Annotated in this window: 23 protein-coding genes; 12 read left to right on the forward strand and 11 right to left on the reverse strand. The window is 63.0% G+C overall.

Annotated features, from left to right (window positions below; translation table 11 throughout):
* Positions 1-39: 39 nt before the first annotated feature.
* Genes IEV82_RS05455 through pdhA form a run of 3 tightly spaced genes read right to left on the reverse strand, consistent with a single transcriptional unit; the run spans position 40 to position 2,662 of the window.
* Positions 40-1,422 carry a pyruvate dehydrogenase complex E1 component subunit beta gene (locus IEV82_RS05455; protein ID WP_188480964.1) on the reverse strand — a complete coding sequence of 461 codons (1,383 nt, stop codon included), beginning with the start codon at positions 1,420-1,422 and terminating at the stop codon, positions 40-42.
* Positions 1,422-1,649, reverse strand: a complete 228-nt coding sequence (locus IEV82_RS05460; protein ID WP_188480965.1) for a hypothetical protein — start codon at positions 1,647-1,649, stop codon at positions 1,422-1,424. The genes IEV82_RS05455 and IEV82_RS05460 overlap by 1 nt, the downstream gene beginning before the upstream one ends.
* The gene (gene pdhA / locus IEV82_RS05465; RefSeq protein ID WP_188480966.1) at positions 1,649-2,662 is read right to left on the reverse strand and encodes a pyruvate dehydrogenase (acetyl-transferring) E1 component subunit alpha; all 1,014 of its coding nucleotides are present in this window, start codon (positions 2,660-2,662) and stop codon (positions 1,649-1,651) included. The genes IEV82_RS05460 and pdhA overlap by 1 nt, the downstream gene beginning before the upstream one ends.
* A gap of 291 nt (positions 2,663-2,953) precedes the next feature.
* On the opposite strand from pdhA, the gene IEV82_RS05470 reads away from it, so the two are divergent.
* Positions 2,954-4,723, forward strand: a complete 1,770-nt coding sequence (locus tag IEV82_RS05470) for a hypothetical protein (RefSeq protein ID WP_229747688.1) — start codon at positions 2,954-2,956, stop codon at positions 4,721-4,723.
* 51 nt (positions 4,724-4,774) lie between these two features.
* Here the strand turns inward: IEV82_RS05470 and IEV82_RS05475 are convergent, their stop codons facing one another.
* Positions 4,775-5,077 (reverse strand): FtsB family cell division protein, encoded by a 303-nt coding sequence (locus IEV82_RS05475; protein WP_188480968.1) that lies wholly within the window; start codon positions 5,075-5,077, stop codon positions 4,775-4,777.
* A gap of 147 nt (positions 5,078-5,224) precedes the next feature.
* The gene (locus tag IEV82_RS05480; RefSeq protein WP_188480969.1) at positions 5,225-6,400 is read right to left on the reverse strand and encodes a phosphoglycerate kinase; all 1,176 of its coding nucleotides are present in this window, start codon (positions 6,398-6,400) and stop codon (positions 5,225-5,227) included.
* 125 nt (positions 6,401-6,525) lie between these two features.
* Here IEV82_RS05480 and IEV82_RS05485 point away from each other — a divergent pair, with 125 nt between their 5' ends.
* The 3 genes from IEV82_RS05485 to IEV82_RS05495 all read left to right on the forward strand — a co-directional run bounded on the left by IEV82_RS05485 (position 6,526) and on the right by IEV82_RS05495 (position 8,779).
* The gene (locus IEV82_RS05485) at positions 6,526-7,032 is read left to right on the forward strand and encodes a peptidylprolyl isomerase (protein ID WP_188480970.1); all 507 of its coding nucleotides are present in this window, start codon (positions 6,526-6,528) and stop codon (positions 7,030-7,032) included.
* Positions 7,025-7,573, forward strand: coding sequence for a peptidylprolyl isomerase (locus IEV82_RS05490; protein ID WP_188480971.1), 549 nt, complete (start codon positions 7,025-7,027; stop codon positions 7,571-7,573). The genes IEV82_RS05485 and IEV82_RS05490 overlap by 8 nt, the downstream gene beginning before the upstream one ends.
* Before the next feature lie 243 nt (positions 7,574-7,816).
* A complete protein-coding gene (locus IEV82_RS05495) occupies positions 7,817-8,779 on the forward strand; it encodes a DUF3179 domain-containing protein (protein ID WP_188480972.1) in 963 nt (320 codons plus the stop codon).
* A 27-nt stretch (positions 8,780-8,806) separates the two neighbouring features.
* Here the strand turns inward: IEV82_RS05495 and tyrS are convergent, their stop codons facing one another.
* The gene (gene tyrS, locus IEV82_RS05500; RefSeq protein ID WP_188480973.1) at positions 8,807-10,057 is read right to left on the reverse strand and encodes a tyrosine--tRNA ligase; all 1,251 of its coding nucleotides are present in this window, start codon (positions 10,055-10,057) and stop codon (positions 8,807-8,809) included.
* Positions 10,058-10,154: 97 nt separating this feature from the next.
* Between tyrS and IEV82_RS05505 the strand changes: the two genes are divergently transcribed.
* Complete coding sequence (locus tag IEV82_RS05505; RefSeq protein WP_229747713.1) at positions 10,155-11,207, forward strand: anhydro-N-acetylmuramic acid kinase; 1,053 nt, start codon at positions 10,155-10,157, stop codon at positions 11,205-11,207.
* Positions 11,208-11,426: 219 nt separating this feature from the next.
* Here IEV82_RS05505 and moaA read toward each other — a convergent pair whose 3' ends face one another.
* Positions 11,427-12,431, reverse strand: coding sequence for a GTP 3',8-cyclase MoaA (gene moaA, locus IEV82_RS05510; RefSeq protein ID WP_188480975.1), 1,005 nt, complete (start codon positions 12,429-12,431; stop codon positions 11,427-11,429).
* Between the two features lie 80 nt (positions 12,432-12,511).
* On the opposite strand from moaA, the gene IEV82_RS05515 reads away from it, so the two are divergent.
* A complete protein-coding gene (locus IEV82_RS05515; RefSeq protein ID WP_188480976.1) occupies positions 12,512-12,997 on the forward strand; it encodes a hypothetical protein in 486 nt (161 codons plus the stop codon).
* On the opposite strand, the gene IEV82_RS05520 is transcribed toward IEV82_RS05515, so the two are convergent.
* From IEV82_RS05520 to glmU, 3 genes are read right to left on the reverse strand one after another with little or no spacing between them, the layout of a single operon-like run.
* A complete protein-coding gene (locus IEV82_RS05520; protein WP_188480977.1) occupies positions 12,986-13,669 on the reverse strand; it encodes a DNA alkylation repair protein in 684 nt (227 codons plus the stop codon). The two genes, IEV82_RS05515 and IEV82_RS05520, sit on opposite strands and share 12 nt — an antisense overlap.
* Entirely contained in the window at positions 13,666-15,483 is a 1,818-nt protein-coding gene (gene glmS / locus IEV82_RS05525) for a glutamine--fructose-6-phosphate transaminase (isomerizing) (RefSeq protein WP_188480978.1), read from the reverse strand. Before glmS ends, IEV82_RS05520 begins: the two co-directional genes overlap by 4 nt.
* Before the next feature lie 5 nt (positions 15,484-15,488).
* Entirely contained in the window at positions 15,489-16,838 is a 1,350-nt protein-coding gene (glmU, locus tag IEV82_RS05530; RefSeq protein ID WP_188480979.1) for a bifunctional UDP-N-acetylglucosamine diphosphorylase/glucosamine-1-phosphate N-acetyltransferase GlmU, read from the reverse strand.
* A gap of 105 nt (positions 16,839-16,943) precedes the next feature.
* On the opposite strand from glmU, the gene IEV82_RS05535 reads away from it, so the two are divergent.
* Positions 16,944-17,606, forward strand: coding sequence for an HAD-IA family hydrolase (locus IEV82_RS05535; RefSeq protein WP_188480980.1), 663 nt, complete (start codon positions 16,944-16,946; stop codon positions 17,604-17,606).
* Between the two features lie 48 nt (positions 17,607-17,654).
* Here the strand turns inward: IEV82_RS05535 and IEV82_RS05540 are convergent, their stop codons facing one another.
* Positions 17,655-18,125, reverse strand: a complete 471-nt coding sequence (locus IEV82_RS05540) for a pyridoxamine 5'-phosphate oxidase family protein (protein ID WP_188480981.1) — start codon at positions 18,123-18,125, stop codon at positions 17,655-17,657.
* Positions 18,126-18,263: 138 nt separating this feature from the next.
* Here IEV82_RS05540 and IEV82_RS05545 point away from each other — a divergent pair, with 138 nt between their 5' ends.
* From IEV82_RS05545 to IEV82_RS05565, 5 genes are read left to right on the forward strand one after another with little or no spacing between them, the layout of a single operon-like run.
* On the forward strand, positions 18,264-19,427 hold the full coding sequence (locus IEV82_RS05545) for an isovaleryl-CoA dehydrogenase (RefSeq protein ID WP_188480982.1): 1,164 nt from the start codon (positions 18,264-18,266) through the stop codon (positions 19,425-19,427).
* A gap of 4 nt (positions 19,428-19,431) precedes the next feature.
* On the forward strand, positions 19,432-19,737 hold the full coding sequence (locus IEV82_RS05550; protein WP_188480983.1) for a hypothetical protein: 306 nt from the start codon (positions 19,432-19,434) through the stop codon (positions 19,735-19,737).
* Complete coding sequence (locus IEV82_RS05555) at positions 19,734-21,296, forward strand: AMP-binding protein (RefSeq protein WP_229747689.1); 1,563 nt, start codon at positions 19,734-19,736, stop codon at positions 21,294-21,296. The genes IEV82_RS05550 and IEV82_RS05555 overlap by 4 nt, the downstream gene beginning before the upstream one ends.
* Positions 21,297-21,304: 8 nt before the next feature.
* Entirely contained in the window at positions 21,305-21,781 is a 477-nt protein-coding gene (locus tag IEV82_RS05560; RefSeq protein ID WP_188480984.1) for a lysozyme inhibitor LprI family protein, read from the forward strand.
* Between the two features lies 1 nt (position 21,782).
* Complete coding sequence (locus tag IEV82_RS05565) at positions 21,783-23,387, forward strand: carboxyl transferase domain-containing protein (protein ID WP_188480985.1); 1,605 nt, start codon at positions 21,783-21,785, stop codon at positions 23,385-23,387.
* Positions 23,388-23,436 lie beyond the last annotated feature (49 nt).

Below are 23,436 nucleotides of genomic sequence, written 5' to 3' on the forward strand. Positions count from 1 at the left end.
GGGGCGCGCGCGGCTTCTTCCACGGCTTGAGCGTGTCGGTCATCGGTAGCAGACCTTTTTCGCCGCTTCGATCACCTCGGCGGTGGTCACAAGCGCAAGCTTTTCGAGGTTGGCCGCGTAGGGCATGGGCACGTCCTTGCCCGTCAGGTTCAGCACCGGTGCATCCAGGTAGTCGAAGGCGCGTTCCATGATCACCGCCGACAGGTGGTTGCCGATGGCGCCCACCGGGAAGCCTTCTTCGACGGTGATGCAGCGGTTGGTTTTCTGAACGCTTGCGATCACCGTGTCATAGTCGATGGGGCGCAGGGTGCGCAGGTCGATCACCTCGGCCTCGATCCCGTCTTTCGCAAGCTTTTCAGCGGCGTCAAGGGCGTAGGTCATGCCGATGCCAAAGCTGACGATGGTGAGGTCAGACCCCTCGCGCCAGACACGGGCCTTGCCGAACGGGACGGTGTAGGCGTCGCCTTCCGGCACCTCGAAGCTTTTGCCATAGAGGATCTCGTTTTCGAGAAAGATCACCGGGTTCGGATCACGGATCGCGGTCTTGAGCAATCCCTTGGCATCCGAGGCCGAATAGGGCATCGCCACCTTGAGCCCCGGGATATGCGCGTACCATGCCGCGTAATCCTGGCTATGCTGCGCGCCGACACGCGCGGCCGCGCCGTTCGGGCCACGGAACACCATCGGTGCACCCATCTGGCCACCGGACATGTAGAGCGTCTTGGCAGCCGAATTGATAATCTGGTCAATGGCTTGCATGGCGAAGTTGAACGTCATGAATTCGACGATGGGACGCAGCCCACCAAAGGCGGCGCCCACCGCGATCCCGGCAAAACCGTGTTCGGTGATCGGCGTGTCCATCACGCGGCGCTCCCCGAATTCGTCCAGCAGGCCCTGGCTGATCTTGTAGGCGCCTTGGTATTCGCCGACCTCTTCACCCATCAGGAACACGTCGCCGTCGCGGCGCATTTCCTCGGCCATGGCATCCCGCAAGGCTTCGCGGACGGTCATCTGCCGGGTCTTGGTGCCTTCGGGCCAGGGCGCTTCGGCCTTGGCGATGGCGCGGGCGGGTTCGGGATGGGACATGCCTGCACTGGGCTGATCTTCCGAGTTTTGCGCCTTGTCCGCTGGCGCGAGTGCTTGCGCCGGGGCCGTGGGTGCCGCGTCGTCGACGCTTTCGCCGTCTTCGATCAAGACGGCGATGGGGGTGTTCACCCGCACGCCTTCGGTGCCTTCGGGGATCAGGATCTTGCCGACGATCCCTTCGTCCACGGCTTCGAATTCCATAGTCGCCTTGTCGGTTTCGATCTCGGCCATGATGTCACCGGCTCTGACGGTGTCGCCTTCCTTGACCAGCCATTTGGCCAGCGTGCCCTCTTCCATCGTGGGTGAGAGGGCGGGCATGAGGACTTCGGTCGCCATCACTCTGCCTCCGTCAGATCGAGGCGGCGTTCGATCCGCTCCAGCCGTTCCATCAATTCCGCGATGCGCGTGTCTTGCACCACCTCGTTTGCCATGAAACTTGCCATATGGCCTTTCACACTGCGCATGTCATTTGCCATGACGTGAATATCGCTCCGTATCGCTTTCTGGTCATCGCGGATTTCCTTGAGCAGGTTCCAAAGCAAGGTCTGGTCAATATCTGCCATCACACGGTCTCCTCGGCATAGATATCGGTCCAGAGTTCCTCCAGGCTGGGTTCCGGGCTTTCGCGGGCGAAATCGGCGCTGGCGTTGACGACGGCCTTGATCTCCTTGTCGATGGACTTGAGATCCTCCTCGGTCGCATGGCCGCCCTGAAGCAGCATCTCGCGCACATGTTCGATGCAGTCGCGTTCCTCGCGCATCTTCTGCACCTCCTCGCGGGTGCGGTACTTGGCCGGGTCGGACATGGAATGGCCGCGATAGCGGTATGTTTTTATTTCAAGGATATACGGCCCCTTGCCGGATCGGCAGTGCTTGACCGCCTTGTCCCCCGCCGCCTTCACGGCCAGCACATCCATGCCGTCGACCGCTTCGCCGGGGATGCCGAAGGCTGCGCCGCGTGTGTGCAGATCGGGGGTCGAGGTCGATCGGCGCTGCGCGGTGCCCATGGCGTATTGGTTGTTCTCGATGACAAAGATCACTGGAAGCTGCCAGAGGGCGGCCATGTTGAAGGTCTCGTAGACCTGACCCTGGTTCGCCGCGCCATCGCCGAAATAGGTGAAGGTCACGCGATCAGTGCCCTTGTACTTGTCGGCAAAGGCCAGACCGGCACCCAGCGGCACCTGCGCCCCGACGATGCCGTGCCCGCCGTAGAAATGTTTCTCTTTGGAGAACATGTGCATGGAGCCACCCTTGCCCTTGGAATACCCCCCCTCGCGCCCGGTGAGTTCGGCCATCACTCCGTTCGGATCCATCCCGCAGGCCAGCATGTGACCGTGATCGCGGTAGGATGTGATGCGCTTGTCGCCTTCCTCTGCGGCGGCTTCCAACCCGACAACCACGGCTTCCTGACCGATATACAGGTGACAGAACCCGCCGATGAGGCCCATGCCGTACAATTGGCCCGCCTTTTCCTCGAACCGGCGGATCAGCAGCATGTCGCGGTAATAGGCGGTCAGGTCCTCTGCCGAGACATTCGGCAGGCTGTCTGCCTTGGCCGATGTTTTCCGTGCCGCCATGGGCGCCTCCCTGGAAGAAGTTTAGCGTTAAACCTTTTCCGAAAGCCTACGATCAACGTTCCGTCAAAGGCAAGGGGCGATCTTGGCCATGCGCAGGACGAATAAGGCCGATTCGACAATTTTGCAAATCGGGACACCCCAACTGGCAAGACAATTGCAGGGAAGACGTACGCACTGTTCAGGCCAACCCAACAATAACGGCTGAAATGAGGCGCATTTTAACAAGCCTAGAGACATCTGGGCAAAAATGAGGAGAGATTATGACTACCTGCTCATTCGGATGCCGCATTTATGCCTGAAATTACATCTTTTGGATTCATGGGATCGCAAGCCTCGCAAGGGCTGTTCGGCGCCAACGTGCTTGCCACGCGGTCCACATTGGAACAGGGCGGGGATTATGACCGCCTGATCGAAGAGCTGGGTGTGGGATCGTTCCGCTATCCGGGCGGGTCGCTCACCGAACGCTACTTCGACATCACCGATCCCAATGCCTCGGTCGTTGCAGACCGGGACACCGGCGAATTGCGCAATTTCATCCCATTGGACGAAGCTTTGGGGTATGCAACCGACGAAGGGCTGTCCGTCACCATCGTGATCCCGACGCGCAACCTCTTGTCCGAGACAACAGACGCCAATGGTGACCGCTTTGCCGCCATCGACGAAGACGCATTGCGCGGCTTCGTCCGCGATGTGGTCAGCGGTGTGCACGGCGATGCCGAGATCGAAGCCTTCGAGCTGGGCAATGAATACTGGGGCAGCGGCCAGATGTCGTCGGTCGAATATGGCCGTCTTGCCAGCGAAATGGCCGTCATCGTCAATGACGAACTCAGCCTGCAGAACTCGGATGCCGACATCATCGTGCAATCCGGCACCAATTTCGATTTCGCGCGCCTGTCGGATCAATATGCGGCCGACATGGCGGGCACCGATATCCTTGCCGACCTGAACGCCACCTATGACCTGAGCCTTGGCGAAGACAGCCTGTTCAGCTCTGGCGCGGTCAACTGGACCAATGTCGCCAATGAAATGATCCTGTCCGAATTCGACACCGAGGCAGAGCGCGAGGCGGTCGACCAAATTTCCGTGCACGTCTATTCGCGCGGGCAGGTCAACGAAAGCCAGCGCAGTTTTTTCCTCAACAACACCGACGAGGCATGGGCTGACGTGATCCCCGATGCCCGCATCGCGGTGACCGAATGGAACACCGCCGGGAACAGCGGGTCTCTGGATCGCTCCAGTGATTTTGGCCTGTTCCAGTCACACGAGATGATCAACATCATGGAGGAATTCCTCCGCTATGATGTGCAATCCGCGCATGTCTGGCCGTTGATCCAGAACACCCCCAACACGCTCAGCGTCGATGACGGTCAGGCGACCCTCACGCCGGGCGGCGCGATGTTCAACATGATGCAAGAGGCGCTGCCGGGAAAGGTCGCGCTTGATCTGACACCTGACTCCGGCGCCGATACCGAGGTCGAGGAAGACGGGATTTCCCTGCACGGCTTCTGGGAACCGAACGAACTGCTGTTCTACGTCGCCGCAACCCAGGAAGGCGGCGCGGACACGGTTGTGGATTTCTCGGGTCTGGTGACCGACGCGGGCCGGGTCGAGATTTCGATCCTCGGTGTGGCGGATGGTGCTCCCATCGGGTCCAACAACTCGGATGCTGTGGTCGAAGCCATTGATCCCGCGTTGGTTCTGTCGGGCACTGACCTGTCCGTGCAGATGGATCTGGGCGAAATCATGCAGGTCCGCATGTTCGACTTCATCCCCTCGCAGGGCTTTCAGGACGTGATCTCGAACGAGTCTCCCGAGTCGCTGCCCGATCCGCTGATCGACGATTTCGCGGACGAGACAGAAGCGATGGACCCTGCGCCTGCTCCTGCCGGCATCGACTTTCCCACCGTCGCCGCAACTGCGGGTGCTGCGGAAACCCTTGCCTTCGAAGAGGCGCAGGCTGTCGCGGATACGGAGGCCGAAGAAGAGGATGATGATGCCGGCGGCATGGCCGACCTCATGATGTTCCTTCCATTCCTCGGCATTCTGGCGATGTTCATGTGACCGGGTGGGGGCCGTAATGGCGCGGCCCCGGTTCCCACGTCAGGGTAAATCTCAGCGCACGACGATTTCATCGGTGCGGATCATCCCCAGCATGTCGCGGGCGCGTTCATCCAGCAGATCGAGGTCCAGATAGGTGTCCGACAGGCGGCGGGTGAGGTTCTCCATCCGCACCAGTTCGACCTGCAACTCCGCAAGCTCGGCTTCGAGCGTGCGGGTCTCGACGACGATTTCGGCGCGACGGAACACACCGTAATCACCCTGCACGGCGGCAAAGATGAAATAGGCACCGACGCAGAACGATCCTGCGAAGAACACAAGCCCTCCAAGGGCCGGTCGTGTGCTGTTTTGGGTCATCATCTGCCTCTGATCGTGCCTCTTGTCGGGCACGTGTCTCCACCCTGTCACAGGGGATTTGCCAAGGGAATCCCCTGTTTTCATTTTTCTGCAAAACCCGCAGGAAACCGCGCAGCTGTTGCCGCGCGGACTCGCCTTTGGGGCAGGTCAGCCGAGTGCCGCGACACCCGGCAGGGTCTTGCCTTCCATCCACTCGAGGAACGCGCCGCCAGCGGTTGAGATGTATGTGAAACCCGCCGCCGCATCCGCCTTGTTCAGCGCCGCAACCGTATCTCCGCCCCCCGCGACCGAGACCAGCTTTCCGGACCGGCTCAACCCAGCCGCATAGGCCGCCGCTGCATTGGTCGCAGCATCGAAGGGCGCGATTTCGAACGCCCCCAAAGGCCCGTTCCAGATCAGCGTTTTCGCCCGATCGAAGGCCTGGCAGATATGCGCGACGCTGTCCGGTCCTGCGTCGAGGATCATCGCGTCCGGTGGGCAGTTCTCGGTCTTGACCACCTCCGACGCGGCACCCGCCTTGAACTCGCGCGCCACCACCACGTCGCGCGGCAAGAGCAGTTCGCAGCCGGTGGTCATGGCTTTTTCGGCAATGGCGCGGGCAGTGTCGGCCAGATCGTGTTCACACAGCGACTTGCCCACATCCACGCCCTGCGCCGCCAGAAATGTGTTTGCCATGCCGCCGCCGATCACAAGGATGTCGACCTTTTCCACGAGGTTCGACAACAGGTCGAGCTTGGTCGAGACCTTCGCGCCGCCGACCACAGCCACCACGGGACGCTCCGGATTGCTCAGCGCCGCTTCGAGCGCGCGCAGCTCCGCCTCCATCAAACGCCCTGCGCAGGACGGCAAAAGATGCGCCACGCCGGTCGTCGAGGCATGGGCGCGGTGTGCGGCGGAAAACGCGTCATTGCAGAACACATCGCCAAGCCCGGCCAGCGCCTCGGCCATCTTGGGGTCATTCGCCTCTTCCATCGGGGAAAAGCGGGTGTTCTCCACCAGCACCACGGAATTTTTCGGCAAAGCGTCGATATCGGCGCGCGACGGGCTTTCCATGAAAACCACCTCGCGGCCCAGTGCCTCTTCCAGCGCGGGCTGCACCAGACGCAGGCTCATTTCGGGATCGGGCTTGCCCTTGGGCCGCCCGAAATGCGCCAGCAGGATCGGCGTGCCGCCTTGGTCAAGGATATCCGTGATCGTCGGCACGATGCGGGTGATCCGGGTGTCATCGGTGACCACGCCGTTTTCCAGCGGTACGTTGATATCGACCCGCGTCAGCACGCGCTTGCCCGCAAGGTCCATGTCGTCGAGCGTTTTCCAGGTCATGTGCCCCTCCTGTTTGGTCTGCCCACCGTGATGGCGGGGTGCGACGCCGAGGTCAATGCGGTCCTTGGCAATCGGCGAGCCGCGCTTTAAGTCTTGCGACGACTTTTCAATTCAAGGAGCACGGCATGGCCGAGATCAAAGACCCCGAGAACACGATCCTGATGGAGCTCAAGGACGGAACCGTCACCATCGAACTGCTGTCCGACGTCGCGCCCAAACACGCGGAACGGATGAAGGAGTTGGCACGCTCGGGTGCCTATGACAATGTCTGCTTTCACCGGGTGATTGACGGCTTCATGGCGCAGACCGGCGATGTCGAACATGGCGACATGGAAAACAGCTTCAATATCCGCCGTGCGGGTACGGGTGGGTCTGACTTGCCGGACCTGCCGGCCGAATTCTCCAAGCTGCCGCATGACCGTGGCACGCTGGGTGCGGCCCGGTCGCAGAATCCGAATTCCGCCAATTCGCAGTTCTTCATCAACTTCTCGGACAACCATTTCCTCAACGGTCAGTACACGGTCTATGGCCGCGTGATTTCCGGCATGGAGCATGTCGACGCGATCACCCGTGGTGAGCCGCCCGCGAGCCCGGACCGGATGATTTCCGTCAAGGTGGCCGCAGATGCGTAAGCTGGCGATTGCCTTTTCCCTGCTGGCGTCCCCAGCATTGGCGACGGGTTTGCAGATCGAGGTCGCAGGCGAGGCCAATGGCACCGTGACCATCGACCTGTTCGAGGACGTGGCACCGCAGCATGTGGCGCAGATCACCGCGCTGGCGGAAGAGGGTGCCTATGACGGCGTGGTCTTTCACCGCGTGATCGACGGCTTCATGGCGCAGACCGGCGATGTGGAATTCGGCAAGCTCGATGGTGGCGACATGGCGATGGCCGGACGTGGTGGATCGGATCGCTCCGACCTGCCGGCCGAGTTCTCTGACCTGCCGTTCGACCGGGGTGTCGTCGGCATGGCGCGGTCGCAGAACCCGAACTCGGCCAATTCGCAGTTCTTCATCATGTTCGACGCGGGCTATTTCCTGAACGGGGAATACACCGTTGTCGGCACGGTGACCGACGGCATGGATGTGGTCGACGCCATCAAGCGCGGCGACGGTCGCAACGGCGCGGTGGTCGGCCAGCCCGATGTCATGTCGGATGTGAGCGTCATCGAGTAAGAAAAATGTGCGCGGCCCTTCGGGGCCTCGCGCAGGGTCGCGCCGCCGCCGCCCTTGGCGGCAGCGACAGTGCGCTTTTCGAACGGCGTTGCCCCTGATCCGGCAATTTGCAGCTTTGCAGCGCTGCGTTTGCATATTTGCAAAAAGAAGAAGCAGCGGTCGCGCGCTGTCACAGCTGCGTGTGCCGGGCTGTGCACACGTGACGCTTTGCGGCACAATACGCGCAACAGGGGAGGATTTCCGATGCGTGTTGCCTTGTCGTTTCTTTTTGCAGTGATCCTGTCCACGTCGGCGCTGGCCAGTCCCGAGTTCTGGCGGCATGAATGGCCGCAGACGAATTTCGAGAAAACGACCGTGCCAAACTGGATCGAGATCATCTCGGGTGGTCCGCCCAAGGACGGCATTCCCGCGATCAGCGATCCGTCTTTTGTGCGTGCCTCGGGCAAAACGGGGATCGATCCGACCGAGCCGGTGATCACCCTCGAGATGGGCGGCGCGGCGCGCGCTTATCCCATTCGCTACCTGACATGGCATGAGATCGTGAACGATGTCGTCGCGGGCGTGCCGGTGGCGGTGACGTTCTGCCCCTTGTGCAATTCGGCGCTGAGTTTTGACCGGCGGGTGGATGGCAGGGTGCTCAGTTTCGGTGTCTCTGGCAAGCTGCGCCATTCGGACATGATCATGTATGACCGTGAAACCGAAAGCTGGTGGCAGCAGGCCATTGGCGAGGCTGTCGTCGGGGAGTTGACCGGGGCGGAATTGACCACCTTGCCCAGCTGGATGGAAAGCTGGGCCGAGTTCACCCAACGCCATCCTGACGGGCTGGTGATGGCGGAACCTGCGTTCAATCGCGATTACGGGCGCAATCCGTATCAGGGCTACGACACGTCGGGGCGGCCGTTCCTCTATTCCGGCGAATTGCCGCCGCATGGCATCGACGCGCTGGCCCGCGTGGTGCGGGTTGGTGACCGGGCCTGGCCGATGGAGCGTCTGGCCCGCGAAGGCGAAGTGCGCGAGGCGGGCGTGGTGATTTCGTGGCGAGCCGGTCAGGCGTCAGCACTGGATACGGCACGGATCGGCGCGGGACGTGATGTGGGCTCGATCCGGGTGCGCGACGGGCAGGGGCGGGATCTGCCGCATGACCTGATGTTCGCCTTTGCCTATCACGCCTTCTGGCCGGACGGGGCCTGGATGCTGGGGAACTAGACCGGCGCGCGCGGCGCCGGTCCGGTCTCAGCCGAGTTTGACGAGCGCGTGGCGTTTCTTGCCCGCGCTGAGCTTGATCGGTTGGGCAAGCGCTGCGGCGTCGATCATCAGACCTGCATCGGTGAGCGGTGCATCGTCGATCCGCGCGCCGTTTTCCGCGATCAGGCGCTTGGCTTCCTTGCCGGTCTTGGCGAGGCCCGTGCGCACGATCAGTTGCACGATGGAAATGCCCTCGCCAACCTCGTCATGGCTCAGCGCCACAGTCGGCAGGTCATCCCCCACACCGCCCTTTTCGAACACTTCGCGCGCGGTCGCCTCAGCCGCAGCGGCAGCCTCGGCCCCGTGGCACAGCGTTGTCACCTCGTTGGCGAGCACGATCTTGGCGTCGTTGATCTCGGATCCTTCGAGCGCACCAAGGCGCATGCATTCCTCGACCGGCAGTTCGGTATAGAGCTTGAGGAACCGACCCACATCGGCGTCGGTGGTGTTGCGCCAGAACTGCCAGAACTCGTAAGGGCTCAGCATATCGGCATTGAGCCACATCGCCCCGCCCTGGCTTTTGCCCATCTTCTTGCCGTCGCTGGTGGTCAGCAAGGGCGAGGTCAGACCGTAGATCTCGTGATCGAGCACACGGCGGGTGAGGTCGATGCCGTTGACGATATTGCCCCACTGGTCCGATCCGCCCATCTGCAACAGGCATTCGTAGCGGCGGTTCAGTTCGAGGAAGTCGTAGGCCTGAAGGATCATGTAGTTGAATTCGAGAAAGCTCAGCGACTGCTCGCGGTCGAGGCGCGATTTCACGGACTCAAAAGACAGCATGCGGTTGACGCTGAAATGCCGCCCGATGTCGCGCAGGAAATCGAGGTAATTCAGCTGATCCAGCCATTCGGCATTGTTGAGCATGATGGCATCGGTCGCACCGTCGCCATAGGTCAGGTACTTGGCAAAGACCTGCTTCATGCCGTCGATATTGTCGTCGATCTGGGCAGGCGTCAGCAGCGGGCGCTCATCGGCGCGAAAGCTGGGATCACCCACTTTCGTGGTGCCGCCACCCATCAGGGTGATCGGCTTGTGCCCGGTCTTTTGCAACCAGCGCAGCATCATGATGTTCAGCAGATGACCCACATGCAGCGATTTTGCGGTGGCATCATAGCCGATATAGGTGGGCACCACCCCGTCGATCAGCGCGTCGTCAAGGCCCTGATAATCGGTGCAATCGGCCAGAAAGCCACGCTCCATCATGACGCGCATGAAGTCCGATTTGGGATGGTAGGTCATTGGGTTGCCTCGTTATAGATAAGTATGGGCAGCTATACGCAGGGCAGGGCAAAAGGTGAAGGGCAAGTTGGCAGATCCGGTCTGGGCCTTGGGCGCGATGTCGGGCACGTCGCTGGACGGGGTCGATGCAGCCCTGGTGCTGACGGACGGGGTGACGATTTCCGAGTTCGGCGCGTCGGGCTACCGGGGCTATTCGGACGCGGAGCAGGCGGTGCTGCGCGCGGCCTTGGGCAAGTGGCCAGGCGACGATCTCGAGGACGCGGCGGCGGTGGTGCTGGAGGCGCATATCGCGACGCTGCGGGGCTTCGACGCGGATGTGGTCGGGTTTCACGGCCAGACGCTGGCGCATGAACCTCAGGGGCGCGGCACGCATCAACTGGGCGATGGCGCGGCCTTGGCCGAGGCGCTGGGGCGCACGGTCGTCTGGGATTTCCGGTCCACGGATGTGGAACTGGGAGGCCAGGGCGCGCCACTGGCGCCGTTCTATCACTGGGCCTGTGCCAAGTGGATCGGGGCGGATGCGCCGGTGGCGTTTCTGAACCTTGGGGGGGTGGGCAACCTGACATGGGTCGATCCCGCGTCCGACAAGCCGGATGCGCCAGGCGCTTTGCTGGCTTTTGATACCGGGCCGGCCAATGCGCCGATCAATGACCTGATGATGGAACGGCGCGGGCTGGCCTATGACAAGGGCGGTGCCTTGGCGGCGCAGGGGCAGGTGGTGGACGGGGCGCTTGAGCTGTTCCTCGAGGAAGGGTATTTCCGCAAGATGCCACCCAAGTCTCTGGACCGGAACGACTTTTCCCTGATGCTCGATCTGGTGCGGGAATTGGACGATGCCGATGCGGCGGCAACGATGACCGCGATGGCTGCGGCGGCGGTGATGCAGGGCATGGAGCATTGCCCGGTGGTTCCGCAGCGGCTGCTGGTGACGGGTGGCGGACGGCACAATCCGGTGATGATGGCGATGCTGGGCTCGGCGCTGGACTGCGCGGTCCAGCCGGTCGAAGCGGTGGGGCTCGATGGCGACATGCTGGAAGCGCAGGCCTTTGCCTATCTGGCGGTGCGGGTGATGCGCGGCTTGCCGACGTCGGCCCCGGAAACCACAGGTGTTCCCGCGCCTGTGGGCGGCGGCCGGATTTCGCGGGTTTGAGGATGATGAGTGCCTTCGTCGCGCTTATTTGGCTTGCCACGCCTGCGGCGCAGCAAGCGGTTGGGGCTCTGCCCCAAACCCCGCGGTATTTGACAACCGGAGAATACCAGGACGCAGCACCCTGCCGGTCAGCGCCTGTCATGAGCGCAGGGTCCCTGCTTCTCTGGTTTCAAAATACCGCGGGGAGCGCGAGGGGCTGGCCCCTCGCTGCGTGACATTTCAGCCGCCGGTGTGGCTCATGTGGCGCGAGACGCGTCCATCCACGGTCTGGCGCGAATAGTCGAAATCGTGGCCCTTGGGTTTCAGCGTGATCGCATTGCGGATTGCCTGTTCCAGCGGGGCGTCGCTGCTCGGGTGGTTGCGCAGGGCAGAGCGCAGGTCGGCATTGTCTTCCTGTCCGAGACACATGAACAATTCGCCGGTGCAGGTCAGGCGCACGCGGTTGCAGCTTTCGCAGAAATTATGCGTCAGCGGCGTGATGAATCCGATTTTCTGGCCCGTTTCCTCGACCCGGACGTAGCGGGCGGGGCCGCCGGTGCGTTCGGGCAGGTCGGTCAAGGTATACTCTTTCCTCAGCGCGTCCCGCAGGTCGCTGAGTTTCCAGTATTGGCCCAGACGGTCCTCGTTGCCGATATCGCCCATGGGCATGACCTCGATGAAGGTCAGGTCCATGTCGCGGCTCCTGCACCATTCGGCGAGGGTGAAGAGTTCGTCCTCGTTGAAGCCCTTGAGCGCCACGGTGTTGATCTTGACCCGCATGCCAGCCTTTTGCGCCGCGTCGATGCCCTTGATCACCTGCGGCAGGCGGCCCCAGCGGGTGATGTCGGCGAATTTCTGCTCGTCCAGCGTGTCGAGCGAGATGTTGATGCGGCGCACCCCTGCGGCGTAGAGATCATCCGCGAAGCGATCCAGCTGCGAGCCATTGGTCGTCAGCGTCAGTTCCTTGAGCGTGCCTGCCTCGAGGTGGCGCGTCATCGACCGGAAGAAGGTCATGATATCGCGGCGCACCAGCGGCTCACCACCGGTGATGCGCAGCTTTTCCACGCCCAGCCCGATGAACGTCGAACACATGCGGTCGAGCTCTTCCAGCGTCAGGAGTTCCTTCTTGGGCAGGAAGGTCATGTTCTCCGACATGCAGTAGACGCAGCGGAAATCGCAGCGGTCGGTGACGGAGACGCGCAGATAGGTGATCGCGCGCTGAAATGGGTCAATAAGCGGTGTCATGCCGGGGAGCCTAGCCTTTCGGGTCGGACTGGGCAAGTATGGCGGGGCAATGAAATTCAAGACGAAGGTCGGAGATGCAGATGCGAAAGACGGTTGGAGTTCTGGGCATTTGCGGTGTGCTGGCGGGGTGTGGAGCATTGCAGGTCACGCCTGCCGCCGTTCCCGCGGACAGCGAGGGGCAAACCCGCCCGCAATCGCGACCCGACGGGGTGCAGACAGAGGTGCAGCGCCCGCCCAGCACGGCGCGCACGGCGGACGAATTCGACACAACCTCATCCGAACAGCGCGCGGTGGCTGCGGCCGCGGCACCAGAGAGCGCAGAGCGCGCCCTTGGCAGCACGATCGTCTCGCTGGGCAATGCGGCGCAGCCGGGCTTCTGGCTCGAGACGCCGCTTGTGACCACGCCCGGGTCGGGTCGGGTCGTCTATCCCGAGACCGGCAAATCCGTGCAGGTCGATCTGATCCCGGTTGCGGATGGTGGCAGCCGCCTGTCCTTGCCGGCAATGCGGTTGATCGGCGTGCCTCTGACCGGGTTGGCCGAGGTGGAGGTGTTCTCAGCCGGGTAACTGCCGCGCGGCTTCCTTGCGGGCAAAGGGCTTCATCTGGTCGCCATGGGCGGCCAGAAAGCCGCGGGTGCGGTCGGGATCATGCTTGGAAAGCTCGCGCAGCCACCATGCGACGGATTTCTGGATGAACCAGTCGGGGTCGGTCACGTAGCCCGCCGCCCAGCCAAGGATGCGCTCGCGGGCGGCGGTTTCCTGGGCGCTGGGGTGGTTCTGCTTGGTCCAGGGCAGGGTGATGACGAGCGCCGCGCGCCGTGTCCACATGTGTTCGCTCGTGGTCCAGCCCTCGACAGAGTCGAGGCGGGACGGATCGGCGGTCAGGCGGCGTTGCCCGGCCATGCAGGCGTGGTCGGCGATGGCCCAGCTGTCGAATTCGGGCACCCAGGACGTGATGAGGTGCCAGGCCCCTGCGTCCGACGGTTTGATCCTTGCCTGAGTCAGCAGTTTGGCCGCCGCGACGCGGGCCTCGAAGATATTGGTCTGCCACAGGTCACGAGCCAGCGTCAGGCGTGTTTCGAGGTCCAGCGCCTGCCGCCAGTCGCGCACGAGGATATCCGTGTCGGGATTGGCGACGCCCAGATAGGGGCGGTCGACCTTGTGATAGGCCGCCATCTGTTCCGCACGGGCCGGGTCGGCCTTTGCGCGCAACTGCTCAAGTGCGTCGTCGCGCGTCATTCGACGGTGACGGATTTGGCAAGGTTGCGCGGCTGATCCACATCCGTGCCCTTGGCGATGGCGGCGTGATACGCGATCAACTGCGCAGGCAGCGCGTAGAGCAGCGGCGACAGGACCGGGTCCACGGTGGGCAGGATGATCGTGCGCCAGACATCCTCACCGGCCTCTGCGGCGCCCTTGGCATCTGTGACAAGGCAGACCTTGCCGCCGCGCGCCATGACTTCCTGCATGTTGGATACGGTCTTTTCAAAAAGCGCGTCGCGTGGGGCCATGACGATCACCGGCACGTTCTTGTCGATCAGCGCAATGGGGCCGTGCTTCAGTTCACCTGATGCATAAGCTTCAGCATGGATGTAGCTGATTTCCTTCAGTTTCAGAGCGCCTTCCAGCGCAAGCGGATACATCAGCCCGCGCCCGAGGAAGAGCACATCCCGTGCCTCGGCAATCTTGTGGGCGGCGTCTGCCATGGCCGCGTCCCGCTCCAGCGCGATGTTGAACAGACCGGGCAGGCCGCGCAAATGCGCCAGCTTTTCCGCCAGTTGATCCTGCGTCATCACCCCCCGCGCCACGGCGGCATGCAGGGCCATCAGGAGAAGCGTGTTGAGCTGGCAGGTGAAGGCCTTGGTCGAGGCCACGCCGACCTCGACACCGGCATGGATCGGCAGGGCCACGTCGCTTTCCCGCGCAATGGAGCTTTCGGCGACATTGACCGCCGAAACGATGCTGTCCGCGCGGCCCTTGCAATAGCGCAGCGCGGCCAGCGTGTCGGCGGTTTCGCCGGACTGGGACACGAACAAAGCCACGGTGCGCGGGGTGATCGGCGGTTCTCGGTAGCGGAATTCGGACGCGATATCGACCTCGACCGGGAGCTGTGCGAGCTGTTCGAACCAGTATTTCGCGGTCAGGCAGGCATAGAACGCAGTGCCGCAGGCGACCATGGTCAGGCGGTCGACCTTGGTGAAATCGGGCAGCGTGCCGGGGAACACGATGGTGTTGCCATCCAGATAGGCGCGCAGGGCATCGGCAAGGACGGTGGGCTGTTCGGCGATTTCCTTGGCCATGAAATGCTTGTAGCCCGCCTTGTCGACACGGCTGGCGTCGGTGTTGATGGTGCGGCTGGGGCGGGTCACCTTTGCACCGCTTTCGTCAAAGACATCAAGCGTTTGCCGGGTCAGGATCGCGCAATCGCCCTCTTCGAGATAGGTGATCGTGTCGGTCATCGGCGCGAGCGCGATGGCGTCCGATCCGACGAACATTTCGCCGTCCCCGTGGCCGATGGCCAGAGGGCTGCCGCGGCGCGCGGCGACGATCAGATCGTCTTCGCCATCGAACAGGAAGGCCAGCGCAAACGCACCCTCGAGCCGGGCCAGACAGGCGCGGGAGGCGTCGACATGGGTCATGCCCTGCTGCATGTAGTGATGTGTCAAAAGCGCCACGGTCTCTGTGTCCGTGTCGGTTTTCGGGGTGATCTGGTGACTGGCCAATTCGGCGCGCAGATCCTTGTAGTTCTCGATGATGCCATTGTGCACCACCGCCACCGGCCCGGATTGGTGCGGGTGGGCGTTGTTGGCATTGGGTGCGCCATGGGTCGCCCAGCGGGTATGGCCGATGCCGGATTTGCCGGGCAACGGGTCGTGCACCAGCAGGTCGGACAGGTTCACCAACTTGCCCACGGCGCGGCGCCGGTCGAGCGTGCCGTTGTTGACGGTGGCGATCCCGGCGCTGTCATAGCCGCGATATTCCAGCCGCTTGAGCGCCTCGACCAGAAGCGGGGCAGCCTCGTGTTGCCCCAGAACACCAACGATTCCACACATGTGACTTAACCTTTTGCCTGCTTGGCTTTCTTGGCGCGCAGCATGCTGAAGAGCTTGCGCGCGAATCCCGGTTTGTTGTTTTGCTCGGCGCGGCTGATGGCCATTGCGCCGTCCGGCACGTCCTTGGTCACGGTTGTCGCGGTTGCCGTCATCGCCTCGTTGCCGACTGTCACGGGTGCGACAAGCATCGTGTTCGATCCGATGAACGTGTCGCGTCCGATGGTGGTGCGGTGCTTCATCACGCCGTCGTAATTGCACGTGATGGTGCCCGCGCCGATATTGCTGCGCGCGCCGATCTCGGCATCGCCGATATAGGTGAGGTGGTTGACCTTGGCACCCTCGTCGATCGTGGCGTTCTTGATCTCGACGAAGTTGCCGATATGCACATGTTCGGCCAGTTCCGCGCCGGGGCGCAGGCGCGCGAAGGGGCCAACGATGGCACCCCGGCTGACATGGGCGCCTTCGAGGTGGGTGAACGCCCGGATGCGTGCACCGGATTCGACGGTGACGCCGGGGGCGAAGACCACATTGGGTTCGATTTCGGCATCGCGGCCGATGATCGTGTCGAAGGACAGGAACACCGTGTCGGGGGCCTGCATCATCACACCGTCCTCGATCATCTCGCGGCGCTTGGCCTGCTGGAACAGGGCTTCGGCTGTGGCAAGTTCGACACGCGAATTGATGCCCAGAGTTTCGGCCTCGGCGCAGGTGACGGCTGTGGTTTTCAGGCCACGTGTGTTCGCGATGCCCACGATGTCGGGCAGGTAGTATTCGCGTGCTGCGTTGTTGTTGTCGACCGCGTCCAACAGATCGAACAGCGTTGCTGAATCAGCACAGATCACGCCGGAATTGCAAAGCGTTACCGCGCGTTCCTCATCGGTCGCATCCTTGAATTCCACAATCCGCTTGAGCGATTTGCCGTCCATGATCAACCGGCCATAGCGCCCGGCAACTGCCGCCTCGAAGCCCAGTACGACAACGTCATGCGCGGCGCGGGCGGCGATCATCTGGTCCAGCGTGTCGGTGGTGATGAAGGGCGTGTCGCCGTAGAGGACGATCACGTCACCGTCGAAGCCGTCGAGCGCGGAGCGCGCCTGCCTGACCGCGTGGGCCGTGCCCAATTGCTCGGGCTGGCGGACCGCGATCACGTCAGGGTCGAAGTCCTGCGCCGCCGCTTCGACCAGTTCCGCGCCATGCCCGGTCACGACAATGGTGCGGTCCGGCTCCAAGGCCGAGGCCGACAGCATCGCGTGGTGCAACAGAGGCGCGCCACCGATCTTGTGCAGCACCTTGGGAAGGTCCGATTCCATGCGGGTGCCCTTGCCTGCTGCAAGTATGATCAGTGCTGTGCTCATCCGGTTTCTCTTTGTCTTTTGCCTGCGGTCCTTTTATCGGTCTGGTTGAATGCCGCAAGTCGCGTGATTTCACACATGGTTGCGGGATGTGACAGGAGAAACGCAGTGCGGACAGTGATTTTCGACCTCGACGGCACCTTGGCCGATACCAGCGGCGACCTGATCGCGGCGGCAAACCATTGCTTTGGCATGATGGGGATCGAGACACGTCTTGATCGGCAGGCGGATGCGGGCACGGCGCTGCGTGGCGGGCGCGCGATGCTGACGCTGGGTCTGGAACGGGCTGGGCAGTATTCCGCCGATCTGGTCAATCAGTATTATGCCGAGCTTTTGCTGGCTTACGGCGATGCGATCGACACGCACACCGTGCTCTACCCCGGTGCGATCGAGGCGGTCGAGGCATTGAGATCAAACGGGATGAAAGTGGGCATCTGCACGAACAAGCCCGCCGCCCTGGCCGAAACGCTGATGACGCGGCTGGGGGTGCGGGATGTGTTCGGGTCACTGGTGGGGGCGGACACGCTGCCGACGCGCAAACCGGATGCCGCGCCCTACATCGCGGCGGTCGAACGGGCAGGCGGCGCGGTGGCGCAAAGCTGCCTGATCGGGGACACGGTGACCGACCGCGACACCGCACGTGCGGCCAAGGTGGCCTGCGTGCTGGTGGGGTTCGGCCCGTCGGGCGAGGATATGGCCGCGCTTGAGCCGGATGCGATCATCCAGCATTTCGACGAATTGCCGGATGTCGCTGTGCGGCTTCTGGGGTAGGTCTGGGGTTTCGGATGACGTTGTGGCGCCGTGTTGCCGCCACTGCCCTCAGAAATCCAATGTACCGTAGTCGCCGGTGTCGGGCGTGTCATCGGTGAAGTTCGCCTTGATCGTTTCATAGAGATACCTGGCGGTGCCGTCGCTGGCCCAGATCTCGGCCTTGGTCGGGGTGTATTTCATCAGCCGCACCGCCTCGTCGTCGCGGCCTTTCTCGAACCAGGCGGCGGCCATCGGGGTCCACAACTCGTCCAGCTTGTTGCTGTCGGACGAAGCCGACAACGTGCCCTTGATCGTACCGTACAGGCTCGCACCCGAATCGCAGAGGAAGATTTCGGCCGTCTGGCTGGACTTCGCGGCCTTGAACGTGTCGTGATCGGCGGCCGTGATGAACCAGATCGCGCCGTCGTCCTGTCGGGTGAGCGGCACCATCGGTACCGGTGTTCCGCCACCCGCACCCAGCAAAACGACCTGCACCTTGCTCATCTTGTTCCAGAATGTCTCTTTCAGATTCGTGCTCATGGCATGTCCTTTCACCATAAATGTGCTTCGCGACCCCAACGTCCGATGCACCTGACGGTTCCTTGCGCTTGACCTGTCATGGGGGTTTCCTCTAGGATTTGAACAAGTGTTCAATAAATCCGCTTTGGGGAGAGGCGAATGTTCAACGCGACCATGCAGTTCGATCTTGGTGAAGACGTCAATTCCTTGCGCGAGATGGTGCATCGCTGGGCGCAGGAGCGCGTCAAGCCGATGGCGGCCGAGATCGACCGATCAAACACGTTCCCGCCCGAGCTCTGGACCGAGATGGGAGAACTTGGGCTTCTGGGCATCACCGTAGACGAAGATCATGGCGGTGCGGGAATGGGATACCTCGCGCACACCGTCGCCATCGAAGAGATCGCCCGCGCCTCGGCGTCGGTGTCCTTGTCCTATGGCGCGCATTCAAACCTTTGCGTCAACCAGATCAAGCTGAACGGCACCGAGGATCAAAAGACGAAATACCTGCCGGGGCTGATTTCAGGCGAACATGTGGGCGCGCTTGCCATGTCGGAGGCGGGCTCCGGGTCGGACGTGGTGTCGATGAAGCTGCGCGCGGAAAAGCGGAACGATCACTACCGTCTGACCGGCAACAAGTACTGGATCACAAACGGGCCGGACGCGGACACGCTGGTGGTCTATGCCAAGACCGACCCCGATGCCGGGTCCAAGGGGATCACCGCCTTCCTGATCGAAAAGACGATGAAAGGCTTCAGCACCTCCCCGCATTTCGACAAGCTGGGGATGCGCGGATCGAACACCGCCGAGCTGATCTTCGACGATGTGGAAGTGCCGTTCGAGAACGTGTTGGGCGAAGAGGGACGGGGCGTACGTGTTTTGATGTCGGGCCTCGATTACGAACGTGTGGTGCTGGCGGGCATCGGCCTTGGCATCATGGCCGCCTGTCTAGACGAAATCATGCCCTACATGGCCGAGCGCAAGCAGTTCGGACAACCCATTGGCAGCTTCCAGCTGATGCAGGGCAAGATGGCGGATATGTACACGGCAATGAACTCGGCCCGCGCCTATGTCTACGAAGTGGCAAAGGCCTGCGACCGGGGCGACGTGACCCGTCAGGATGCCGCCGCCTGCTGCCTTTATGCCAGCGAACAGGCGATGGTGCAGGCGCATCAGGCGGTGCAGGCGATGGGTGGCGCGGGCTTCCTTGCCGATGCGCCGGTCGCGCGGATCTTCCGCGATGCCAAGCTGATGGAGATCGGGGCGGGCACCTCCGAAATCCGGCGGATGCTTGTCGGGCGCGAGATGATGGCGGCGATGGGTTAATCCGATGCCGCGCTGGGTCTGGTGGGTGCCGTTGGGGGTTGCCACGCTGATCGGCGCTTTGCTGGCGTTCCGCTATGGCTGGATCGCCGCGACGATAACGGAGACCGATGTGATCAACGCGATGGCCAATCGTTACATGACCCAGGATGGCGGCGCGGAGGCGCAGGTCACGGATTGCTTTGGGCTGGCCGGGCAGATTGACGGCGCTTGGATCACCGTGCGCTGCGGCGCGTTTTCCTATCACGTGAACCGTTTCGGCAGGCTGATCTCGATTGGGGACGCCGTGGGATTTGAAAGGCCATCGACATGACGACACGTCCGATGCTGCGCCCCGCGCCTTATGACACGCTGTGCAAACGGTTCGACTGGGATCTGCCCGGATCGCTGAACATGGCGCATCAGGTCTGCGATGGCTGGGCGGCGACGGACCCGGACCGCATCGCGATCATCGAGGTGACGCCCGAGCGGGTGCGCCCGGTGACCTATGGCGATCTGTGGTACCGGTCGCGTCAGGTGGAGACCGCGCTGATCGAACGTGGTGTGATGCGTGGCGACCGGGTGGGCGTATTGCTGTCGCAATCGCCGCTCTGTGCTGCCGCTCATATCGCGGCGTGGCGGCTGGGGGCGATATCCGTTCCGCTGTTCAAGCTGTTCCGCGCCGATGCGCTTCGGGCCCGGATCGAGGATGCGGGACTGGGGGTCGTGGTGACCGACCTCGAAGGCATGGTGCAGGTCGCGGGGCTGGGTGTGGCGACAATCACACGCAGCGATCTGGGGGCCTCTGCAGGCACCCGCGCGATGGTGGAAACCGGGCCGGATGACGCGGCGGTGCTGATTTACACCAGTGGCACAACGGGCACACCCAAGGGCGCGCTGCACGGGCACCGCGTGCTGACCGGCCATCTGCCGGGGGTCGAGATGAGCCACGACTTCCTCGGTCAGGACGGCGATGTGATCTGGACGCCTGCGGACTGGGCGTGGATCGGTGGGCTGTTCGATGTGCTGATGCCGGGTTTGGCCCTCGGCGTGCCGGTGGTCGCCGCCCGCATGCCCAAGTTCTCGGTGGAGGAATGTGTGAGGATTGTCCGGGAAGGCACTGTGCGCAATGTGTTTTTCCCGCCCACCGCGCTGCGGATGATGCGCGCGGCAGAAGGCCGGATCGACGGGTTGCGCTCGGTCGCGTCGGGCGGTGAGCCGCTTGGGGCGGAGATGCTGGATTGGGGGCGCAGCGCGTTTGGTGTGACGATCAACGAATTCTACGGCCAGACCGAGTGCAACATGATCGTGTCGTCCTGTGGCGCATCCTTTGACGCGGTGCCCGGGTCGATGGGCCGTGCAGTGCCGGGGCATCAGGTGGCGGTGATCGGGCCGGACGGGTTGCCTTGCGAGGGTGAAGGCGACATCGCCGTGCGGCGCGGATCGGCGTCCATGATGCTGGAATACTGGCGCAAACCCGAGGACACCGCTGCAAAGTATCGCGGCGACTGGATGTTGACCGGTGATCGCGGCGTGCAAAAGGGCGATACGCTCACCTTTCTGGGACGAGAGGATGACGTGATCACCTCGGCGGGCTACCGGATTGGCCCGGCGGAAATCGAGGATTGCCTGCTGACCCATCCCGCCGTCGCGACGTGCGGCGTGGTCGGCAAGCCCGACGCGCTGCGCACCGAGATCGTGAAGGCGTATGTGGTGCTCAGGGAAGGTGTCAACGCCTCGGCAACGGATCTTCAGTCTTGGGTGAAGGATCGTCTGGCAAGCTATTCGTATCCAAGGGAAATCGAGTTTCTGGACGAATTGCCGATGACTGTCACCGGCAAGGTGATCCGCAAGGAACTGAAGGCGCGTGCCGGCAAGGAGGGCCAGCCATGAGGCAGGGAATGATGGTTGCTGTTTTGGTCTGCACGGCGCAGGTCGCTGCGGCGCAAGAGCTGTCGGTTGACAGGCAGATCGTCCGCCAATGCTTTGAAAACACGGAGATCGGCGCGCTTTACCCGCCCTGTCTGGGGCAGGCTTCGGGGCAATGTCAGGACCAGCCGGGCGGATCGACCACCATCGGGATCACGGAGTGCATTCTGGCGGAAACCGCCGAGTGGGATGCGATCCTGAACGAGGAATACAGGGCAACGCAGCAGGCCAACGAGGCGGCGGACACGGGCGGGCAATCGCCGGTCATGGACCGCTCGGACGCGCTGCGCGATGCGCAACGGGCGTGGATCGCCTTTCGAGATGCAGATTGCGGGGCGCGCTATGCGATGTGGCAGGACGGCACTATCCGGACCATCGTGGGTGCCAATTGCACTCTGACGATGACAGCACAGCGCGCCATAGATCTGCGCGACATGCGGGGAAATTGAGATGAGACTACGATCGCAGGTCATTGCGTCTTCGGAGCAGTTCAAGACCAACATCGCCGCGCATGAAGCGGCGTTGCGGGTGGTGCGCGACGCGGCTGAGATGGCTGCGGCTGGCGGCGGCGCGCGGTCTCGTGAGCGGCATGTCTCGCGCGGCAAGATGCTGCCCCGCGACCGTGTGGCCAACCTGCTCGACCCCGGATCGCCCTTTCTCGAGGTCGGTGCGACGGCGGCGCATGGGCTTTACGACGGGGCCGCCCCCTGCGCCGGGGTGATCGCCGGGGTGGGCCGCGTCATGGGCCGTCAGGTCATGGTGGTGTGCAACGACGCCACGGTGAAGGGCGGAACCTATTACCCGATGACCGTCAAGAAACACCTGCGCGCGCAGGAGATCGCCGAGGAAAACCATCTGCCCTGCATCTACCTTGTGGATAGTGGCGGCGCGAACCTGCCCAATCAGGACGAGGTGTTCCCGGATCGCGACCATTTCGGGCGCATCTTCTACAATCAGGCGCGCATGTCGGCCAAGGGCATCGCGCAGATCGCCGTGGTCATGGGGTCGTGCACGGCGGGTGGCGCCTATGTGCCCGCCATGTCGGACGTGACGATCATCGTCAAGGAACAGGGCACGATCTTTCTGGCCGGACCTCCTCTGGTCAAGGCGGCAACCGGCGAGGTGGTGACGGCCGAGGATCTGGGCGGCGGCGATGTGCACACGCGCCTGTCCGGTGTGGCGGATTACCTGGCCGAGGATGACGGGCATGCACTGGCGCTGGCGCGTCGCGCCGTCGGGTCGTTGGGCGGTGCGTGCGGAGCACACACCCTACGGCAGGCGGCGGAGGCTCCGGCCTATGATCCGGACGAGCTCTTCGGCGTTGTGCCGGGCGATCTGCGCACGCCCTATGACATCCGAGAGGTGATCGCGCGGGTGGTGGACGGATCGTATTTCGACGAGTTCAAGCCGCGTTTCGGTGAAACGCTGGTGACCGGCTTTGCCCATGTCGATGGCTGGCCGGTGGGGATCGTCGCCAATAATGGCGTGCTGTTTTCCGAGGCCGCACAGAAGGGCGCGCATTTCGTCGAGCTGTGTTCGCAGCGCAAGATCCCGCTGGTGTTCCTCCAGAACATCACCGGCTTCATGGTGGGCAGGCGCTACGAGAATGAGGGCATTGCACGGCACGGGGCCAAGATGGTGACGGCTGTGGCTTGCACGAGCGTGCCCAAGATCACCATGCTGGTCGGCGGGTCGTTCGGCGCGGGCAACTACGGCATGTCGGGGCGGGCCTACCAGCCGCGTTTCCTGTGGACCTGGCCGAATTCGCGCATCAGCGTCATGGGCGGTGAACAGGCGGCAGGCGTGCTGGCGACCGTGAAGCGTGACGCGATGGAACAGCGCGGCGAGACATGGTCAGCCGAGGATGAAGCGGCCTTCAAGCGGCCCACGGTCGAGATGTTCGAAGAGCAGGCGCATCCGCTCTATGCCTCGGCCCGGCTTTGGGATGACGGGATCATCGACCCGCGCAAGACACGCGCGGTGCTGTCGTTGTCGCTGGAGGCAGCGTTGAACGCGCCCATCGAGGAGACGCGCTTTGGCGTGTTCCGCATGTGACGGGGGCGCTGCCCCCGTCCGCCTGCGGCGGACTCCCCCGGAGTATTTG

The organism is Marivita lacus (genome assembly GCF_014637725.1).
Lineage (GTDB): Bacteria > Pseudomonadota > Alphaproteobacteria > Rhodobacterales > Rhodobacteraceae > Marivita > Marivita lacus.

Bases quoted from the DNA above. Each gene is read 5' to 3' on its own strand.
- IEV82_RS05455 (WP_188480964.1), bottom strand. From the start codon at position 1,422: ATGGCGACCGAAGTCCTCATGCCCGCCCTCTCACCCACGATGGAAGAG.
- IEV82_RS05460 (WP_188480965.1), bottom strand. From the start codon at position 1,649: ATGGCAGATATTGACCAGACCTTGCTTTGGAACCTGCTCAAGGAAATC.
- pdhA (WP_188480966.1), bottom strand. From the start codon at position 2,662: ATGGCGGCACGGAAAACATCGGCCAAGGCAGACAGCCTGCCGAATGTC.
- IEV82_RS05470 (WP_229747688.1), top strand. From the start codon at position 2,954: ATGCCTGAAATTACATCTTTTGGATTCATGGGATCGCAAGCCTCGCAA.
- IEV82_RS05475 (WP_188480968.1), bottom strand. From the start codon at position 5,077: ATGACCCAAAACAGCACACGACCGGCCCTTGGAGGGCTTGTGTTCTTC.
- IEV82_RS05480 (WP_188480969.1), bottom strand. From the start codon at position 6,400: ATGACCTGGAAAACGCTCGACGACATGGACCTTGCGGGCAAGCGCGTG.
- IEV82_RS05485 (WP_188480970.1), top strand. From the start codon at position 6,526: ATGGCCGAGATCAAAGACCCCGAGAACACGATCCTGATGGAGCTCAAG.
- IEV82_RS05490 (WP_188480971.1), top strand. From the start codon at position 7,025: ATGCGTAAGCTGGCGATTGCCTTTTCCCTGCTGGCGTCCCCAGCATTG.
- IEV82_RS05495 (WP_188480972.1), top strand. From the start codon at position 7,817: ATGCGTGTTGCCTTGTCGTTTCTTTTTGCAGTGATCCTGTCCACGTCG.
- tyrS (WP_188480973.1), bottom strand. From the start codon at position 10,057: ATGACCTACCATCCCAAATCGGACTTCATGCGCGTCATGATGGAGCGT.
- IEV82_RS05505 (WP_229747713.1), top strand. From the start codon at position 10,155: ATGTCGGGCACGTCGCTGGACGGGGTCGATGCAGCCCTGGTGCTGACG.
- moaA (WP_188480975.1), bottom strand. From the start codon at position 12,431: ATGACACCGCTTATTGACCCATTTCAGCGCGCGATCACCTATCTGCGC.
- IEV82_RS05515 (WP_188480976.1), top strand. From the start codon at position 12,512: ATGCGAAAGACGGTTGGAGTTCTGGGCATTTGCGGTGTGCTGGCGGGG.
- IEV82_RS05520 (WP_188480977.1), bottom strand. From the start codon at position 13,669: ATGACGCGCGACGACGCACTTGAGCAGTTGCGCGCAAAGGCCGACCCG.
- glmS (WP_188480978.1), bottom strand. From the start codon at position 15,483: ATGTGTGGAATCGTTGGTGTTCTGGGGCAACACGAGGCTGCCCCGCTT.
- glmU (WP_188480979.1), bottom strand. From the start codon at position 16,838: ATGAGCACAGCACTGATCATACTTGCAGCAGGCAAGGGCACCCGCATG.
- IEV82_RS05540 (WP_188480981.1), bottom strand. From the start codon at position 18,125: ATGAGCACGAATCTGAAAGAGACATTCTGGAACAAGATGAGCAAGGTG.
- IEV82_RS05545 (WP_188480982.1), top strand. From the start codon at position 18,264: ATGTTCAACGCGACCATGCAGTTCGATCTTGGTGAAGACGTCAATTCC.
- IEV82_RS05550 (WP_188480983.1), top strand. From the start codon at position 19,432: ATGCCGCGCTGGGTCTGGTGGGTGCCGTTGGGGGTTGCCACGCTGATC.
- IEV82_RS05555 (WP_229747689.1), top strand. From the start codon at position 19,734: ATGACGACACGTCCGATGCTGCGCCCCGCGCCTTATGACACGCTGTGC.
- IEV82_RS05560 (WP_188480984.1), top strand. From the start codon at position 21,305: ATGATGGTTGCTGTTTTGGTCTGCACGGCGCAGGTCGCTGCGGCGCAA.
- IEV82_RS05565 (WP_188480985.1), top strand. From the start codon at position 21,783: ATGAGACTACGATCGCAGGTCATTGCGTCTTCGGAGCAGTTCAAGACC.